A 17,315-nucleotide genomic window follows, 5' to 3' on the forward strand; every position below is an offset into this window, starting at 1 on the left:
TAAGAGAACCAATTAATGGTCCTCTTACAGTCTTTTAAAAGAATGATATGTAATTGGAAAAATAATATAAATTAAGACTAAACCTCACTCTTGTTTAAAAACTTTTCTATTTCTTTTACTAAATATTCCGCTCCCTCTATCCCAACAGTAATATTTCCATTTGCTAATGATATGTTCTGTTCTGAAACATCACCTGTGATTTGGCAAGCATTGTAAGGTTGATATTTTTGTAAAATGATTTTATCTGCTTCTACAAAAATTTCAAGCGGTGATTTGATTTGTATTCCCAATACATCGCGTAATTCTTTAGGGATAACAATTCGTCCTAATTCGTCTACTTTTCGAATAACTCCTGTTGCTTTCATATTTCTCCCCCCTTACTCTATATTAATTTTTTCACCTCGCTTTTTCCATTTTATCACTTTTTGGCAATACTTGCCTCTTTTTAGAAAATTTTGTACTCGAGTTAAAAAAACACATTTAATGCATACGTAATCTCTCTTTCAATTGTTTTACATAACGGGATCTTATAAGTAAGAAGTATACAATTTGAATACCTATGAAAATACTTAATACAACTGTATTTTCTTTAAACAATGAGTACTCAAACATTTGCCCTAACGCAGTTAAGGCTACTGCCCCATGTAATGTTGCAACACCAATTGGAACGAAGAATAAAAGCGCCAATCGAATTGTAACTACCTTCGATAATTCCCCACTCGTCAATCCAACTTTTCGAATCATTTCGAACAAGCGAACATCATCCTCCAAATCGGAGAATAAACGGAAGTAAAGGAAACTTCCTGCGCAAACGAAAAATACTATACCAATAAAGAAACCTACAAATAAAATCGGTCCTGCAATTTGTAAACTTTGGTTTTGTTCGTACTCTTCCGCACTAAACGTTGACTGTTCTTGATACGGTTTAATTTGATGAGTAAGCTCTTTACCAATTTCAATCTCATCTTTCGTTCTTTCAGTTTTATACATATAATCTTTTGTCTCTATAAATCCATCTTGTAATGAATCATATTGATTATTAGAGATTACATAAACATTTCCTCTTAATATTTTCCCCAATGAAGATGAAGTCACTTTTTTCACCTTTAAACTTTCATTCATATTGGGTAAAGTAATTTCTTTTCTTTCTTTCATCGCTGGCCCTGGTATATCAGCTGACAAAAATACAACCTCTTTATTTGCTACAGTATTAAATGGTTCTCCTGTTAACTTTGCATATTCCTTATAATCTGATTCTTTTATAAAAGTGGCGCTTCTTAACGACTGTTCCTCCGTTTTCTTTGTCGAAATATTAGTTTTTGAAGCTGCTATATTATGTTTCTTTAATCCTTTGTCAATCATTTGTATATGTTGTGATTCGTTACTATTCCCTTGCTTAGAATGGTAATGAAACGCAATTGGTCTCTCCATTATCCCTTTCGTCATGGATGCGAAGCCGACTAATGTCCCTATTGCGGAAAATGCTACAGTAGAAATAATGGTTACAATAAAGAACATTCTTGCGTTATCTCTCATGCGATACGCTAAATCTGATAACGTAATAATATTAGTCTGTGTCCAATAGAAACGTTTACTTTTTTTACATAATCGAATAATAAAGACACTCAGCTGCTTGTACAACAAATACGTCCCAATAATAACTACCGTTGTAACAGGAATCATCATAATAAATACCATTGCACCATGCGATAGAAGAGCTCCTATATAGCCAGCACTAAGCAATACTACTGCTAATATTGAAGAAATGATTGATGCTTTCGGTTCTGGTTTTGCCTCTGCTGACCCTCTAAACAACTTCATAATTTTATTTTTACGAATCATTCCTGCACTAAACAATGATATGATCATAAATAATATGAAAAACATAATACTTGTTACAACAATTGCTTTCATCGGTATGTAATAGGATAAGGAGATATCTAGTTTTAATATCATCGGGGCGACAAATAGTAATACCCCTGAAAATAACATACCTGAAAGAATACCAAAAATAATTGCCCCTATTCCAATCATAATATTTTCAAAAAAGATAAGACGCTTTAATTGATATTTCGTCATACCTAGCATCATTAAAATTCCTAGCTCACGCTTTCTCGTTTTTAAAAACATTCCCATCGAATATAAAATAAAGAAGAATGTAAATAAGTAAATAATAGACTGTGCAAAAGACATACTTACGAATACGTACTGACCCAATTCTCCTGCACTTAATGCCGGATGAAACGCAAAAAATGAATACACAAAAAAGGCCATAATAGCAAATGCACTACTCAAAAAATAGGCTGAGTATGTCCGTCTATTTCGCGTTACATTCCGATATGCGAGTTCTCTAATGTTCATATTACTTCTCCGCCCTTCTTTCTACTAACTATGTTTTTATATTAGTAAAGTACGGAAATACCTTCCATCGATTCAAATGACAAAAACCTTACAGTTTTGAAAGGTTTAAAAAAATTGCTTATACGTAGTACTTTATTTATAATGACTACATTCGTATTCATACACACATCCTATTGTATATTCGTTAGTTTTGCGAAATAATAAAGGATAGAAGTATGTACCATTATACATATAAACTTATTTACCGCTTTAATATGAATAGGAGGAAAACATAATGACATTACAAGAACAGATTATGAAAGCATTACATGTTCAGCCTGTAATTGATCCAAAAGTTGAAATTCGTAAACGAGTTGATTTCTTAAAAGATTATGTAAAAAAAACAGGTGCAAAAGGATTTGTACTTGGTATTAGCGGCGGCCAAGACTCTACATTAGCAGGACGCTTAGCACAACTTGCAGTTGAAGAAATTCGTAACGAAGGTGGTAATGTAACGTTTATCGCCGTACGTCTTCCTTATAAAGTACAAAAAGATGAAGATGATGCACAATTAGCATTACAATTCATTCAAGCAGATCAATCTGTTGCATTTGATATTGCTTCAACTGTTGATGCTTTTTCAAATCAATATGAAAACTTATTGGGTGAATCATTAACAGATTTCAATAAAGGTAACGTGAAAGCACGTATCCGTATGGTTACTCAATATGCAATTGGTGGACAAAAAGGGCTTCTTGTTATCGGAACAGATCACGCTGCAGAAGCTGTAACAGGGTTCTTTACAAAATTCGGAGATGGTGGTGCAGATTTATTACCATTAACGGGATTAACGAAGCGCCAAGGACGTGCATTATTACAAGAGTTAGGTGCAGACGAGCGACTTTACTTAAAAATGCCAACAGCTGATTTATTAGATGAAAAACCAGGTCAAGCTGACGAAACAGAGTTAGGTATTACTTATGATCAATTAGATGATTATTTAGAAGGTAAAGCAGTTCCAGCTGACGTTGCAGAGAAAATTGAAAAACGTTACACAGTGAGTGAGCATAAAAGACAAGTACCAGCGTCAATGTTTGATGATTGGTGGAAATAAAACATAAAAAAGAAGCTAATCTCATTTAGCTTCTTTTTTATATGTTAACGATATACCCCTACTCTTTTCTCCAATAAATCTTGCAGGCAATCTTCATGCTGTTTACAAAATAACGGTGGCATGTCGTCTAACGGGAAAAACTTCAAATCCAACGTTTCATCACCATCTACTTTTTTGTCGCCCCCAACTATTGAGCATGAAAAACACATCACAATTGACTGTGCCTTGTCTCCATTTGGATATGATTGAAAATATTTTGTATACACTCCAATAAGCTCATTTATTTCTACATCATACCCGGTTTCTTCTTTTATTTCTCGGATTGCAGTTTCCGCAGCCGATTCTCCTATCTCCATTGCGCCACCTGGAAAGCCCCAAGCGTTAAAGTCTCCTCTTTTTTGCAGTAATACTTCTCCTTCTTTATTAAATACACAACCACCGGCAAAGTTTAAGAAAACATAATCATGTCCTACTTTTTCACGTAATTCTTTTATATAATTCGCCATTCTCTTTCCCCTTTTCATACTTCTTCTATCGCTATTTCTTATCTTTTTCAAGCAATTCAATAATTCGATCTAGCTTCTGGTTCATATTAATCACGTGGTGTTTCTTTGCAACGCTGCTTTGTAATACTCTTCTAATAAACAAAGTAAATGATATGAAAAACAAAACGATAAGTCCGATTACTAAACAAGTATATATCAATGTGAAAATATTACTTTCGAACAAGTTCATTCAGCATTCACATCCTCTCCTTTTTATTTTATCACATAATTCCCAATATTTTAAAGTGATCAACAAATATAAAAAGAGCATCTTTTACAGATGCTCTTTCTCATTGCTTAATACGTAAATGTAATTGTCGCCAATGAATAACCAGCCAATGCACTATAAGGTGCTACTTGATAAGACACACGCTTTGCACCTTTTGGCCAATTTATTTCATTTAATACTTTCTTTATATCTTGCATCGTTCCATCCATGGACTGCTTATATCGTACTTCTACTTTTTCTGGTTTGGCTGCAAACTGTTGCTGCAACTTTTGCTTAAATTCATTATAATTTTCTGCTCCGTATTCTGCAGATAAGTATTGTAAATTTGTTTCTTTTAACATCTGCTCATATACAACAGTTTTTGAGCTACCAGCTTTTATTTTATTTGTTAATTCACCAAAATAACTTGTAGTTGCCGCTGGATATTTGCTACGATCCCATTCATGATCTTTACTTAACTGTTCGTCAGACATATTAAAATATGAGTAAGTTACACGCCCTGCTTTATCTGGTACTGGATCATCAAATGTAGTATCTAGGTGATACCATTTGTTTTCAATGTTCACTAAATTCCACGCGTGAGCTTGTCCATTTCCTGTGCCTGTTACAATATGATTTTGAATACCTGCCTCTTTTAACAACTCATACGTTAATAATGTATATCCTTGGCAAACGGCAGAACGATTCGCTAATGCTTCATATGCTGTATACGCTTGATAAGACGTATCATAAGACACATGCTTCACAACGTAATCGTGAATAGCTTTTACTTTCTCATGCTCATCCATCCCTGGTTTTACAATTGATCCAACAATTGATTTCGCCTGAGCTTTTACATATTGAGTTTGTTCTTTTGATTCACGGTATTTTACTTGCAGTGTAAACGTATAGTCCCCTGGCATTCCTTTAATAGAATATCTAGTAGACGCTACATTATATTTTACATACTCATCAGCATCTACAATTTTATTAAACTCACCATACAATTGATCCATAATATTTCTAGCATTTCTATCTTTTGTTTTATATGTGATTGTAATATTTTCTTCTCGATTATCAATCTGTTTTTTTAATTCTTTTCTGAAATCATCTAATAACTTTACATCTGATTGTGCTGTCACCGTAGTCGGATTTGTAGCTGCATAAGATACAGATGACGCTTGTAAGCCTCCCATTACTATAGTTGAACAAAGTGCGGCAGCTGTCACATACTTACTTGTCTTTCCCATCTTGTCACTCCTTATATTCTATAACTATACGAAAAAGTATCGTATAGTTTCAGAGTATACAATACTTTTTCGTATAGGTCATATGAGATTATGCATATTAACTAATTCACATAAAAAGGTTGTTCTTTTTAAAAGAACAACCTTTTTTCATTAGCATGTTTGTAATACACAGCATGTATTTTCAAAACGTTGATTTTTCAAATCTTCATTACTAATACAGAAATATAGCATCCCTAGTTCTCCCCAAACCATATTACAATTTTTATGATCTGAATCAATTTGGAATAAAAGAGTCATTTGCTGCGGGTCTACTCCCATATATTCTCCTGTCTCATATAACACTTCTTCTTGTACAGAGAATGGCTCACCAAACATTTGATGGTTATCGTAGTTATCTGGAATTAGCTCTTCAAGTAATTGCAAGAAACGATCTGAATCAGCCTCATCTTCAATGAAAAGTTCTGGTAATTTGTATGTCAGTTCAAAAGTAATTGCACACTGGTTATATTTCGCTTGTATTTCATTTTCTCTTCGTAATTGCTCTACAGGAACATCATAATAAAGTACACGCCCAGCTTCTGTTAGATTCACATTTTCTTCAAAATAATTTTCAATGCAAAAGAAATACAGCATCCCCGTCTTAGGAAGATTGTGATCCATACCAACGTTTTGTAAATCAGTTAAGTTAAATTGCGCGATAAATTGTAGTGGATTTCCCTTATGCTTTGGATATTCAAATAAAGCTGGTAAATCAGGAACTCCTCCCATTTTCGAACTACCTATCGCAACAGTTTCCTGCTGCTTTGGCACAACTTTTATACAAGGAAATACAGTATTAATAAGTTCTTCTTTCAAGTGTGTTAGTTCATATTTATCAATTAATACTTCAATTTTTTTATTCATAAATTCTCCTTACATTTACATACTTATTTATATCATAGTACAAAGATTATACTTCATTCTTTACAAAATCAACAAGCCTCTAAAAAACGGGCTTATCCTTCGTACGCGAACAAGTTTAAAAAAGCATACTATACATTGTTCCTACAAACACGATAATTCTTTATTTCTTCCAGTACATTTTCCCCTCGTTCATTTTTAAATATAAGGAGGAATTCCACATGGGTTACGGATATAGTTGCTGTGGTTACGGATACGGTGGCGGCGGTTGTGGTTACGGAGGTTTCGCTTTATTAATCGTTTTATTTATCCTTCTAATCATCATCGGAGCTAGCTGTTGGGGCGGCTTTGTAGGCTGCTAGTAAACTTAAAAACTATTAAAAAAAGCACGTACAATACGTGCTTTTTTGCCATTTCCAAATCTTTTATTCGAAAGGAAGTATGTTTAATGAAGATTGATGGTGTTTTTGAAGGAGGCGGTGTGCGCGGTATTGCGCATGTCGGGGCAATTTGCGCGTTAGCCGAAAAAGGTTATGAATGGGAACGTGTAGCTGGTACATCGGCTGGTTCGATTATTGCAGCGCTCCTAGCGGCAGGATATTCTTGTTCAGAGTTAAAAACGATTATAACTGATATTGATTATAATAAATTTACGAAAAGAACTTTTATTGATAGAATTCCTTTTATCGGTAAGGGACTAAGTGCATGGACTACTCTAGGTATATACTCTAATGTATTTATAGAAGAATGGATTGAAGAATTACTTCGAAAAAAAGGTGTTCATTTATTTACTGATTTACCAGATCTAAACAAACTCAAAATCATCGCCTCTGATATTAGTAATGGTAAAATGGTTGTCTTTCCTGACGACTTACCAAACTACGGATTTTTAAATTATCGCTTCTCTATCGCTAAAGCGGTAAGAATGAGTAGTACAATCCCCTTCTTCTTTGAACCCGTAAAATGGAGAACTCCAAAATGGAAGCAGCCTTGTTATATGGTTGATGGAGGAATTCTAAGTAATTATCCAATTTGGATCTTCGATTCACCTACCGCTCCTCGCTGGCCGACTTTCGGATTTCATTTTGTAAAAGATGAGATTCAAGCTGACCCTGCTCACTATAACGAGCCTATTTCTATGTTCAAAGGACTATTTAAAACAATGATGCAAGCTCACGATTTACGTCATTTAGATAAGGAATCAAAAGCAAGAACCATTACAATTCCAACAGGAACGATTACAAGTACTAATTTTGAACTGACAAAGGAAGAAAAAGAATGGCTTTACAATTCTGGTTATAACTCTGCTAATAAATTTTTACAAGCTTGGAACTTTAGGCAATATATTGATGAATATAGAAAAGGAAATCAAGACCGAAAGACAAATCGATTTTTTCGTCAACTTGACTCATAATATTATTATTTTGCATACAAAAACGTTTGACAAATTAATAGTAAATAAGCCTAGTAATTTCTTATATTACTAGGCTTATTTACTTCCTATACAATCTCGTACATTGTTTAAGGGTACGATAACCCTTCGGCTTCTTCTGCAGTAATAACTATGTAACGATTTCCCGTTCTTAATCCTAACAGTTCTGCTTTTTCAATTGCTTCTTGCTGCGTCTCCGCATAAGCAGCTAAATATTTTTCTCCATTGATCATTTGGCAAATTACATATTGTTTCATTACTTTCTCCTCTTACTTTTTCATTAGTTGTGCAAGTTTTTTTATACCTATTTCAATTTCTTCTAACGTTGCGTATGAATACGATAGGCGCAAAAATTGATTTGCACTTCTATCATATAAAGTACCTGGGTTTAATAAAACCTTTTCTTGCAGAGCTTTATCAAATAAACTGCGATATGAAATGGGTATTTTTATATGTACCCATATATAAAACCCGCCTGTTGGTTCATGCCAAGTTGCTATTTCACGAAGATATTTATCTAACATTAGTAACATAAAATCTCTTCGTTTTTTCAATTCACTTCTTACAAATCGCAAATGCTCATCATATAGACCATTTGTAAACCACTCTGCTGCAATTTGCTGGGATATAGTGCTTGAACCATAATCTGTTTGCATTTTTATGTCTGACAATCTTTGAATTACTGGCTCGGGTCCAACAATCCATCCAATTCTTAAACCTGGACTAATTACTTTGGACATGCTTCCAATATGTAGTACAATTCCATTTTTATCATAGGCTTTTAAAGGTTTCGAACTAGGTGCATCAAACCATAAGTCTTGATACACTGCGTCCTCTATAATAGGTAATCCAATTTCATTACATACTTCCATTATTTCTTTTCGCTTCTTAGTATTCATACTAAAATTCGTCGGATTATGAAAAGACGGGATTGTATATAAAATAGAGGCATTGAACTGCTTCTTATATTTCTTAATATATGATGTATGTAACCCGCTCTCATCCATTGGGATTCCAATTAAACGTACTCCTGCTGATTGAAAAACATTAAGCGAATATAAATAGGATGGTTTCTCTAATAAGATGGATGCCCCTTTCGAAAGAAGCCCCATAGAAATAAGTTGCAGCGCTTGAATTGCTCCTGAAACAATTAATATAGAGGCAGGAGATACATATACGCCATGCTCCTTTAAGTATTCGGAAATCTTTTCCCTTAAATACAGATTTCCTTTCGGCTCTTCATACCCAAGCGTCACATTTGACTTTAAAAGCTTATTCATAATTTCTTTCATCTTTTTCTCAGGTAAGAGACTCGGCGCGAGCTCACCTGTTCCTAACCGAATTACATGTGGATAAAATTCAGCTTGATTAATCTCTTGAATAGCTGGGAGATTCGGATAATGAACTCCTGTTTCTACATAAGACTGCCAATTAGGCGGGGGTGCGTAAGTTGAAGCATTCTCATTATTATTTACAACAATTGTTCCTTTCCTGCCATTCCCTTCAATATATCCCTTCGCAACTAGTTCATCGAAAGCCATTACAATTGTGCTTCGATTCACACCAAATGTATGGGCCAAATCTCTTTGTGAAGGTAATTTTGTTCCAACGGTCCATTCTCCATTAACAATCCTTTCTTTTATATACGTTTCTATTTGTTTATACAGCGGCGTCGCTAGAGACATATTCGGTTTCCAAACGAATCTTTCCATCATATCACCTTATATTCTTTTTGGTTGGTAACCTCCCCAACCATATGGATGGATACAAATTTTCATTTCTTCTATACAATATACACTATCATAATGAATTAAAATAGGAGGTAATATGATGAGTGAAGCAATTATTCATGGTATCATTCTTGCATTTGGACTTATCATTCCATTAGGTGTACAAAATGTTTTTGTCTTTAACCAAGGCGCTAGCCAACCAAACATTTGGAGGGCAGCCCCTGTAGTATTAACTGCCTCTATATGTGATACGTTACTCATATTGATTGCGGTGCAAGGTGTCTCCCTTGTACTCCTTACTTTTTCTTGGCTAACTAACTCGTTATATATAATTGGATTTTTCTTTCTCCTATATATGGGCTTTGTTATTTGGAGAAGTAACCCTTCCAACGATGTAAAACAAGAAAAAAGTATGTCCTTAAAAAAGCAAATCCTTTTCGCAGCATCAGTTTCGTTATTAAATCCACATGCAATTTTAGACACAATCGGTGTAATTGGAACAAATTCTATTCAATACATAGGAAGTGAAAAGTGGGCTTTTACACTTGCAACTATTATCGTTTCTTGGATTTGGTTTATAAGCTTAGCTTTAGCGGGGAAATTTCTAAAAAGACTAGACTCAACCGGAAAGACAATCTTATTATTAAATAAATTTTCTGGTCTCATCATATGGGGTGTCGCGCTTTATATGTTAAAACAAGTTATTTATTCTTAATGAACGAAAGAGAATTGCATGTTACTGAAAACATCATGCAATTCTCTTTCAAATTATGAAGTAGGTTCCGGTTTCTGTTTTACCATCTTTGCATCTTTTGCTGGTTTAATCCAAATGATTGCTATAACAGCACCAATGGCAGCGAAAATACTTGTCAAATAAAACACTTCATGGTCCGCCCCTTTCATAAAAAAAGAATATAAAGGTGGTCCAGCTGCTACACCGATAAATCGCATTGAACTATAAAAGGACGTAACCGTTCCCCTTTGCTCCTTTTCAATCCCTTGTGTAATGAGAGCATCTAAACATGGGAGTGCCATACCAATTCCTATCCCCATAATAACGAGACAAAGAAGTAGTAAGTAAATCCCTTTTATAAATAAAGGAATGATGACTGATGCAGCTGCCATTAAAAAACCAATATAAATACACTTCTTCATAACATTTTGATTATCTCCAATTTTTTTACCGGCCATATAGGAACTAAGTGACAGTACAAGTAACGGGATAGCAAGCACACACCCTTTCCATATACCATGAATGTCATACTTTGATTCCAGTATAGTCGACAAATAAAAGAGAATTCCGAATAAAATAAGCATAATAATTGCACCTAATGCAAAAATGGCAATTAACCATCTTCCCTTTTCTCGAAACGTAGAGATAATAGATCGAATAAACTCTTTTAGTGGCGGTACTTCCCCTTCTTGTTTTTTTGCCTTTACTAATACCAGCAATAAAACAATTGCTACGACACATAAAACTGGAATCGCCCAAAATGGTAAGAACCATACAATGGCAGCAAGAGCAGATCCTAAAATAGGGCTCAGCACTTTTCCAAATGTATTGGATGTCTCAATGATTCCCAAACCTGTACTAACTTGTTTTTCATCTTTGTATAAATCACCAACACACGGTATAACAACCGGCATTGCACCAGCAGCACCAATACCTTGAATCGCTCTACCGATTAGTATCCAAATGTAGGGATTATCAACTTTCCATGATACCCAACCAGTTATCGCTCCTCCTATAGCCGCAATCAGCAAACTCGGAACCATTACCATCTTTCGTCCCCATCTATCTGATAAATAACCAGCAATCGGTATAAGTAAAATGGCTACGATAGAGTAAATTGTAATAATCATGGATACTTGAAACGATGAAATATGTAATTTCTTTTCAATTGTCGGCAAGATTGGAATGAGCATTGAATTCCCTAATGTCATGACAAGTGGAACTGATGCAAGCGCAATTAAACAACAGTTTTCTTTTTTTAACATGTTGATTTCGGAACCTTTCATCATATATTTCTTACCATATAATAGCCCTGCTGGAACATAATTTTCATTCCACCAGGGCTATTACATCTTTAATACTTCCCATTCACAACAAAAGAAATTGGGTAAAATATAGTATTACTTCTATTCTTTGAATTCTGTTCACTATATATCCATACCAATTAATTGAAAAAAAAAGAAAGGAAGAATCCTTCCTTTCTCCTATAACCTTCTACATTTAGCGAGTATATCCGCCACCAAGCTGTTGTTCTGCCATCGCTACTAGGCGTTTTGTGATTTCACCGCCTACAGAACCGTTTGCACGTGAAGAAGTATCAGCTCCAAGTTGTACACCGAACTCTTGTGCAATTTCATACTTCATTTGATCTAAAGCTGCTTGTGCTCCATGTGATGCTAATTGATTAGAATTACGATTTCTAGCCATTACCAATCACCTCCTTATTTATATATAAATTGTGTTAAATTCAAATTAAAATACATGGAAATTTTTGGTTATTTTTTACCATAAAAAAAGAGCCTCTAAACGAGACTCTCACATCATTTCACATTACGAAGTTACTACTTCTAATTTTCTATTTATTAATACTTTCATTTCTTCTTTTAATATCTCTTTTGAATTATGTCCAAACCATTCTAAGGAAGCAAAAAGATCCGTATTTCTCACTTCCTGAATAATCTCATCATAATTTACAATACCTTCAAATAACGGAACCATACCTATACGACTTCCTGCTGCAGCATATACATTATTAGGTTCAAACACATGCAAATAATCCGCTGAAGATATATTCTTAAAATGGTAATGTAGTGTCCACGGCTTTAATCGATGGAAACTGTCTATTGGATCTGCGCCAGACTCCCATATATGAAGAAAATCAAGATTTATTTTTAAATTCGGATGGTTTACTTCTTCTAATAACTCTATAGTAGAAGGCAATGTGTCCGTTAGTGTATTGGGATGTGTTTCTAACAGCACATACATATTGTTCTGAGCAAACACATCACAAATCTTACGTATTCGCTTCACATACTCTTTTCTCTCTTGTTCCGAGAAGTCCTTGCTCCCTTTTTGCCCAGCAAACGTGCGAATTTTATTCGTATTAAACCAATTAGCTAGTACTACAAGTTGTTCACTTTTCTCTATCGTTTTTTCAAAATCTGCTGATAATGATATATCTAAGTAATCACTTATCATCGTAATTTCTAAGTTTTTATCCTTTAGAAAATTCAATTCTCGTTCTGTCGTTTCACGTTCTTGCATGTACAAATTTTGTGCATGCGTCCCCCATAATTCAATTCCTTCAAAACCGTTTTCATATGCAAATTGAACAATATCAGTAAATGAAATTAATTGATGACGAAATGAAATGGTACATAGCGAATATTTCATAGTATTAAACTCTCCTATCTTAAATTCAGTTAGCTTATTAAAGAGTTGCGACAGATTGATTTGTTTTCATACCTTTCCATGATAGAAACTGTCTCTCTAATTCCTTCTTAATTTGCAGTTCAATTGCATTCATTTCATCCAGTTTTTCAATAATCGATACTAGCATACCTTTATTATTCGTCATTGCCATTTTAATTGCACGATACTGTACATTTGTAAATCCTTGTACAATATCCTCTACTCGATCACACCAATAATCAAATTCTTGCTCCGAATATTGCAACGTTTCACGGAAGTATGCAAAGGCATGCTCATAACTATATTTACGAATTGCAAGTACTGGTATTTGTTTTACTGCTGCTACAAGTCCAGAAAGCGCATATCCTTCTTCCTCATTTGCCATTTTTACAATTAAATTTTTCAGTTCCATAGTCAGTTCATTGTCGTTCTTTTTGAATGTTTCTGTGAAATAACTAGCTACTGTTTCTTGCGTTGGCTCTCCAATTCGTTCTATATCAATGAAATAACCTCCACCAAATGGGTTATCTTGAATAGAGTGAAGTACTTTTTCTCTTTCCATATTTCCTTCCCAACGAAAATCAGGATCTAGCATGAACCATTCTTCTTCTTTCTCTGTTTTTGATATCATTAAATAATGTGGAAACGGTTTTTGATGAAATTTATTTTCCCTCTCTGGTAATAGAGACATATCAACCATTACAATGACATAACGATTTTCCGGCTTGTTTTCTACTAATTCTAAAAACGTTTCTACATTGCTATCTTTATCTTTTGCATGATCATACCATTCGTTTACTTTAATACCGTACAATTTTTCAAACCAAAGTAAATAATGATCATGGTTAATGTTTTCAGAGTGATATGAAATAATTCCGCCTTGTGTTATATCAAAATCTCCATCCCATAGTCCAAAATAAAATGGACGAAAATCAATGTCGCTACGCCTTTTTATAATTTCACAAAAACAACTCACTAAACAGTGCACTTTAATTGAAGTCATACTCTCATCCACTTTCCTAAAGGTTAGTTATTCACATTTACTTCCTGTAACGGCTCTAACTCTTCCATAAAATCAAGCAAAGATCCTACAGTAAGAAATGCCTTTGGGTCTACCTCATCCTCTGGAACGCATAGCTTTACATCCATTTCTATGTATACAATAAGCTGTAACATCATTACCGAATCTATATATAAATCTTGATTTAAGCGCATCGTTTCTTCTAAATGCGTTACATTTTTCAGTTCCATTTTTTCTATCATAATTTTTAACACGGCATTCTTTAACGCTTCCCGTCTCATGTTGTAACCTCTCCCATCTCTAGTAACTTTCTACTTACTTTTCCAGTTTTATTTTTAGGAATTTCATTTACACTTTCAATTTCATGCGGAACTTTATAAGAAGGTAAGTGCTGAATACACCATTCTCTTATTTTCACTGGATCAACATGAGAGATCACTTTCGCTTTAACTATTTCGCCCATCACAGGATGTTTCCCCCGATATACAATTGCCTCTTGCACACCTTCCAATCGAAGCATCGTTTCTTCTACCTCTATAGGAAAGATTTTTAATCCTGAGACATTAATTACATCGTCCATACGCCCCATAAAATGAATGCCACGCTCAGATTTATACCCTAAATCCTTCGTGAAAATTTCCTTATCATTCATTTTCACGACGATTTCTTCCGGTGCATTTTCATCTGAACCTATGCTTATACTTGCATGAGGTAGAGGGTTTCCTAAATCTAAATGGCTTTTCATATCATGACATATACTAATACAACCTGCTTCAGAACAACCGTATTGCTGCATCATATATGTTGTCATTTTTTTTAGTTTATAAAATAGTGCTTCTGGCAAAGGCGATCCTGATGTCATAATTTTATGAAACTGGAACGTTCCTAATGGAAAACTCCCCATAATGTGTAACATAAGTGGTACTGCATATATAATATGTTTTTCTGTATTGCGAACTATATTTAATGCGAATTTAGGATTTTTGTTCGTAATGATTACAGGCTTGCTCCCCCTCGTAATTGCTGATAACGTACCACATATTAGTCCGTATGAATGTGAAACAGGAGCCATAACGATTGGCACTTCATCTACTTCACAGTTTAAAGCTTCATTATAGGCAGTAATTTCTGTATCAACTTCCGTCCATGCTCTACGAATCAGTTTCGGTTCTCCCGTAGTTCCCGAACTATATTGCAATAAAGAAGGCTCTTCTAGTAAAAAGTTCCCTACTTCTAATTTTGTAAAATCGCCATATTCTCCATATAAAATCCCTACACAATTTGCACGCTTTGCCATTTCAATAGCCGTTTCTTTTGGCGTATCTTCATGTATAAGTAATACTGATGATTTCTTTTCTTTTAAGAAAAACACAAGCGTAATAATATCGAATGGATCTTTCAGACAAAGTGCAAATCTATTTCCTTCTGCTTTTTGAAATTGTTCCATTTCCTCATAAACTTGTAATCTCAATTCAAAATCACTTTTGCTATACTCTTGTTTATTAACGATTAGCATAATTTCCCCCTGTAACAGCTGATTTTTGTTTCATAAGTTGTCTTACTCTATACAATGGATTTGGAACTTCATGAACAAGCGATTCCACATCCATATATAATCGACGTTTCGTTAATTGTTCAGCATAGAATGTAGGTGCATATAATTGAATATTTTCAAATCTACCTTTCAAATGTGGATATATTCTTAAATGATTTTCAATTTCTTCAACAACCATCATCCAAAAATGTTCTTCTTTCAATCCATACTCATCCGCAAGTACGAATGCTAATTCTCCTAAATTAAACAGGAATAGTGCATCTAACACCATCTCTTGCAAACATTCAATGCGATCCATTTCAAAGAAATCATTCATTTTTCCATTCGCATATGTTTTATGCATTTTAGTAAAGTCGGGACATTTGTCAACTTCTTTCAAATATGGACGATAAAACTCAAGCCCTTCATGAAAATCCTTTAACGCAATACGAACAGGCACCCCTTCTTTATGGACTAGAATCATATTTTGTCCATGTGATTCCAGTGCGATGCCATGCTCTACAACAAGATGTATAACTGGTATTATCGCTTTTTGAATAAGTAATTGTAGCCAATCCTTCATTCCATATTTATTCAACCACGCATCAATAATTGGTGTACCATCTTTCTCTTTAGCGTATAAACCATTAAAAGGAATTGCATCCTCTTGTGCATCTAAATACTTGTGAACGCTTTCGCGCCAAATACATCCTAATGAACCATATATAGCTTTCTTATTCGTGTCATACGTTACACTTGAAAACTCACTTAACAAGATTAAACGTGCTTCATCCATTAAATAGGCGTCATTACTTACAACATCATTTAACCAATTTGATATTACTGGTGCAATCACAACAGAGTATGGTTTCAGCGTACGAAGTGTTGAAGTGTTGAGTAAATTCATCGATAATTTAACGTACGGTTTCTTTTGACTCGTAATATTTCTTAACGTTCTCATTGACTGTTGCGCGCAATAATCGTCCTCTGATGTTTCTAAATAAATAATAAATTTCCCCTGTATATGATCCCCATAATTTGAAATGATGAAATTCTCCCACTGCCATGGGTGAACAGGTATAAACACGTACTGTTTTGGATTACATCCCTTATTACGAATTCGTTCCATAAACTCTTCTAATTTACGATCGCCAATCTCCTCTCTTAAAAGGTTGTTATACATCACTTCATTCTCATAACCTACAGTCGCATAATTCTTATGCGCTGCAATCCATATGAGTTTTATTGGCTGCATAAATTCATAACCATATTGAAAATTGTCACGATATTGAAATCCAACACGTGCTTTATAACTAGGATGATATGGATGGCCGTCTATTAAATGACTTTCAAACTCATCGTAAGATTTTTGAGTGTATTCTTTCTTATTATTTCTTTCATATTGTGCAATCGTGTCTTTAAATATTGTTTGTTCTAATTCGTGCATAAAAGAATCTAATTTAGCTTGTTCTACACTAGCAACCCGAAAAACTTCTTCTAGAAATTGCGAGACAGATTGTATTTCTTGCTGTTCATCTTGGACTCTTACTATTAATGAGTCTAAAGAAATACGTCCAAATGTCATCCGTTCCCTGCCATAGCATTTGTACGTGACACTTTTGTCTTCTTCATCAAGTCCTTGTATTATAAAAAGAATTTGTTCTTCTTTTTCTATGCGAACCGGTGTAATAATCCCCTCATAAATTAACGATTCTACTAATTGACGTAGCACTCTTCTTCGTACCGAAATGTAATCTTCTGATTCGAGCGCCTTCAATACTTTCGTATGATACATGTCCACTCTCATAAAACCCTCC

Annotated in this window: 19 protein-coding genes; 4 read left to right on the forward strand and 15 right to left on the reverse strand. The window is 34.3% G+C overall.

Annotated features, from left to right (window positions below):
* Positions 1–77: 77 nt before the first annotated feature.
* Positions 78–365, reverse strand: coding sequence for an AbrB/MazE/SpoVT family DNA-binding domain-containing protein (locus tag IBT51_RS00725; protein WP_000648324.1), 288 nt, complete (start codon positions 363–365; stop codon positions 78–80).
* A 115-nt stretch (positions 366–480) separates the two neighbouring features.
* Positions 481–2,361 (reverse strand): FtsX-like permease family protein, encoded by a 1,881-nt coding sequence (locus IBT51_RS00730; protein ID WP_200457914.1) that lies wholly within the window; start codon positions 2,359–2,361, stop codon positions 481–483.
* 274 nt (positions 2,362–2,635) lie between these two features.
* Here IBT51_RS00730 and nadE point away from each other — a divergent pair, with 274 nt between their 5' ends.
* The gene (gene nadE / locus IBT51_RS00735; protein WP_000174904.1) at positions 2,636–3,454 is read left to right on the forward strand and encodes an ammonia-dependent NAD(+) synthetase; all 819 of its coding nucleotides are present in this window, start codon (positions 2,636–2,638) and stop codon (positions 3,452–3,454) included.
* Between the two features lie 44 nt (positions 3,455–3,498).
* Here nadE and IBT51_RS00740 read toward each other — a convergent pair whose 3' ends face one another.
* From IBT51_RS00740 to IBT51_RS00755, 4 genes are all read right to left on the reverse strand, one after another.
* Complete coding sequence (locus IBT51_RS00740) at positions 3,499–3,960, reverse strand: NUDIX hydrolase (RefSeq protein ID WP_000024996.1); 462 nt, start codon at positions 3,958–3,960, stop codon at positions 3,499–3,501.
* Positions 3,961–3,991: 31 nt separating this feature from the next.
* A complete protein-coding gene (locus tag IBT51_RS00745; RefSeq protein ID WP_001048104.1) occupies positions 3,992–4,189 on the reverse strand; it encodes a DUF4083 domain-containing protein in 198 nt (65 codons plus the stop codon).
* A gap of 107 nt (positions 4,190–4,296) precedes the next feature.
* Positions 4,297–5,457, reverse strand: a complete 1,161-nt coding sequence (locus IBT51_RS00750; RefSeq protein ID WP_000520865.1) for a transglutaminase domain-containing protein — start codon at positions 5,455–5,457, stop codon at positions 4,297–4,299.
* A 150-nt stretch (positions 5,458–5,607) separates the two neighbouring features.
* The gene (locus IBT51_RS00755) at positions 5,608–6,360 is read right to left on the reverse strand and encodes a YwqG family protein (RefSeq protein WP_053564712.1); all 753 of its coding nucleotides are present in this window, start codon (positions 6,358–6,360) and stop codon (positions 5,608–5,610) included.
* 218 nt (positions 6,361–6,578) lie between these two features.
* Between IBT51_RS00755 and IBT51_RS00760 the strand changes: the two genes are divergently transcribed.
* Positions 6,579–6,719: a YjcZ family sporulation protein gene (locus IBT51_RS00760; protein WP_000540419.1), complete on the forward strand. Its 141-nt coding sequence runs from the start codon at positions 6,579–6,581 to the stop codon at positions 6,717–6,719.
* An 86-nt stretch (positions 6,720–6,805) separates the two neighbouring features.
* Positions 6,806–7,771 carry a patatin-like phospholipase family protein gene (locus IBT51_RS00765; RefSeq protein ID WP_000686807.1) on the forward strand — a complete coding sequence of 322 codons (966 nt, stop codon included), beginning with the start codon at positions 6,806–6,808 and terminating at the stop codon, positions 7,769–7,771.
* A 107-nt stretch (positions 7,772–7,878) separates the two neighbouring features.
* Here the strand turns inward: IBT51_RS00765 and IBT51_RS00770 are convergent, their stop codons facing one another.
* Both IBT51_RS00770 and IBT51_RS00775 read right to left on the reverse strand, forming a co-directional pair.
* On the reverse strand, positions 7,879–8,046 hold the full coding sequence (locus IBT51_RS00770) for a DUF3933 family protein (RefSeq protein WP_000816390.1): 168 nt from the start codon (positions 8,044–8,046) through the stop codon (positions 7,879–7,881).
* A 12-nt stretch (positions 8,047–8,058) separates the two neighbouring features.
* Positions 8,059–9,501 (reverse strand): aminotransferase-like domain-containing protein, encoded by a 1,443-nt coding sequence (locus IBT51_RS00775; RefSeq protein WP_069355447.1) that lies wholly within the window; start codon positions 9,499–9,501, stop codon positions 8,059–8,061.
* 118 nt (positions 9,502–9,619) lie between these two features.
* On the opposite strand from IBT51_RS00775, the gene IBT51_RS00780 reads away from it, so the two are divergent.
* Positions 9,620–10,234: a LysE/ArgO family amino acid transporter gene (locus IBT51_RS00780; RefSeq protein ID WP_069355446.1), complete on the forward strand. Its 615-nt coding sequence runs from the start codon at positions 9,620–9,622 to the stop codon at positions 10,232–10,234.
* A gap of 53 nt (positions 10,235–10,287) precedes the next feature.
* On the opposite strand, the gene bcbE is transcribed toward IBT51_RS00780, so the two are convergent.
* The 7 genes from bcbE to IBT51_RS00815 all read right to left on the reverse strand — a co-directional run bounded on the left by bcbE (position 10,288) and on the right by IBT51_RS00815 (position 17,305).
* A complete protein-coding gene (gene bcbE, locus IBT51_RS00785) occupies positions 10,288–11,517 on the reverse strand; it encodes a bacillibactin exporter BcbE (protein WP_053565513.1) in 1,230 nt (409 codons plus the stop codon).
* 235 nt (positions 11,518–11,752) lie between these two features.
* Positions 11,753–11,959: an alpha/beta-type small acid-soluble spore protein gene (locus tag IBT51_RS00790; RefSeq protein WP_000113545.1), complete on the reverse strand. Its 207-nt coding sequence runs from the start codon at positions 11,957–11,959 to the stop codon at positions 11,753–11,755.
* Between the two features lie 123 nt (positions 11,960–12,082).
* The gene (locus IBT51_RS00795) at positions 12,083–12,925 is read right to left on the reverse strand and encodes a sugar phosphate isomerase/epimerase family protein (protein ID WP_000877687.1); all 843 of its coding nucleotides are present in this window, start codon (positions 12,923–12,925) and stop codon (positions 12,083–12,085) included.
* Between the two features lie 37 nt (positions 12,926–12,962).
* Positions 12,963–13,946: a DUF6005 family protein gene (locus IBT51_RS00800; RefSeq protein ID WP_069355445.1), complete on the reverse strand. Its 984-nt coding sequence runs from the start codon at positions 13,944–13,946 to the stop codon at positions 12,963–12,965.
* A gap of 23 nt (positions 13,947–13,969) precedes the next feature.
* A complete protein-coding gene (gene asbD, locus IBT51_RS00805) occupies positions 13,970–14,245 on the reverse strand; it encodes a petrobactin biosynthesis protein AsbD (RefSeq protein ID WP_001250560.1) in 276 nt (91 codons plus the stop codon).
* On the reverse strand, positions 14,242–15,480 hold the full coding sequence (locus tag IBT51_RS00810; RefSeq protein ID WP_069355444.1) for an AMP-binding protein: 1,239 nt from the start codon (positions 15,478–15,480) through the stop codon (positions 14,242–14,244). Before IBT51_RS00810 ends, asbD begins: the two co-directional genes overlap by 4 nt.
* Complete coding sequence (locus tag IBT51_RS00815; RefSeq protein ID WP_069355443.1) at positions 15,467–17,305, reverse strand: IucA/IucC family protein; 1,839 nt, start codon at positions 17,303–17,305, stop codon at positions 15,467–15,469. The genes IBT51_RS00810 and IBT51_RS00815 overlap by 14 nt, the downstream gene beginning before the upstream one ends.
* Between the last annotated feature and the right edge of the window lie 10 nt (positions 17,306–17,315).

It is taken from the genome of Bacillus sp. S71 (assembly GCF_016625265.1).
GTDB lineage: Bacteria > Bacillota > Bacilli > Bacillales > Bacillaceae_G > Bacillus_A > Bacillus_A cereus.

Excerpts from the sequence above, each read along its gene's own strand:
- IBT51_RS00780 (WP_069355446.1), top strand. The coding sequence starts at position 9,620 with ATGAGTGAAGCAATTATTCATGGTATCATTCTTGCATTTGGACTTATC.
- IBT51_RS00745 (WP_001048104.1), bottom strand. The coding sequence starts at position 4,189 with ATGAACTTGTTCGAAAGTAATATTTTCACATTGATATATACTTGTTTA.
- IBT51_RS00755 (WP_053564712.1), bottom strand. The coding sequence starts at position 6,360 with ATGAATAAAAAAATTGAAGTATTAATTGATAAATATGAACTAACACAC.
- IBT51_RS00760 (WP_000540419.1), top strand. The coding sequence starts at position 6,579 with ATGGGTTACGGATATAGTTGCTGTGGTTACGGATACGGTGGCGGCGGT.
- IBT51_RS00800 (WP_069355445.1), bottom strand. The coding sequence starts at position 13,946 with ATGACTTCAATTAAAGTGCACTGTTTAGTGAGTTGTTTTTGTGAAATT.
- IBT51_RS00740 (WP_000024996.1), bottom strand. The coding sequence starts at position 3,960 with ATGGCGAATTATATAAAAGAATTACGTGAAAAAGTAGGACATGATTAT.
- nadE (WP_000174904.1), top strand. The coding sequence starts at position 2,636 with ATGACATTACAAGAACAGATTATGAAAGCATTACATGTTCAGCCTGTA.
- IBT51_RS00730 (WP_200457914.1), bottom strand. The coding sequence starts at position 2,361 with ATGAACATTAGAGAACTCGCATATCGGAATGTAACGCGAAATAGACGG.
- IBT51_RS00770 (WP_000816390.1), bottom strand. The coding sequence starts at position 8,046 with ATGAAACAATATGTAATTTGCCAAATGATCAATGGAGAAAAATATTTA.
- IBT51_RS00790 (WP_000113545.1), bottom strand. The coding sequence starts at position 11,959 with ATGGCTAGAAATCGTAATTCTAATCAATTAGCATCACATGGAGCACAA.
- IBT51_RS00750 (WP_000520865.1), bottom strand. The coding sequence starts at position 5,457 with ATGGGAAAGACAAGTAAGTATGTGACAGCTGCCGCACTTTGTTCAACT.
- IBT51_RS00815 (WP_069355443.1), bottom strand. The coding sequence starts at position 17,305 with ATGAGAGTGGACATGTATCATACGAAAGTATTGAAGGCGCTCGAATCA.
- IBT51_RS00810 (WP_069355444.1), bottom strand. The coding sequence starts at position 15,480 with ATGCTAATCGTTAATAAACAAGAGTATAGCAAAAGTGATTTTGAATTG.
- bcbE (WP_053565513.1), bottom strand. The coding sequence starts at position 11,517 with ATGTTAAAAAAAGAAAACTGTTGTTTAATTGCGCTTGCATCAGTTCCA.
- IBT51_RS00795 (WP_000877687.1), bottom strand. The coding sequence starts at position 12,925 with ATGAAATATTCGCTATGTACCATTTCATTTCGTCATCAATTAATTTCA.
- asbD (WP_001250560.1), bottom strand. The coding sequence starts at position 14,245 with ATGAGACGGGAAGCGTTAAAGAATGCCGTGTTAAAAATTATGATAGAA.
- IBT51_RS00775 (WP_069355447.1), bottom strand. The coding sequence starts at position 9,501 with ATGGAAAGATTCGTTTGGAAACCGAATATGTCTCTAGCGACGCCGCTG.
- IBT51_RS00765 (WP_000686807.1), top strand. The coding sequence starts at position 6,806 with ATGAAGATTGATGGTGTTTTTGAAGGAGGCGGTGTGCGCGGTATTGCG.
- IBT51_RS00725 (WP_000648324.1), bottom strand. The coding sequence starts at position 365 with ATGAAAGCAACAGGAGTTATTCGAAAAGTAGACGAATTAGGACGAATT.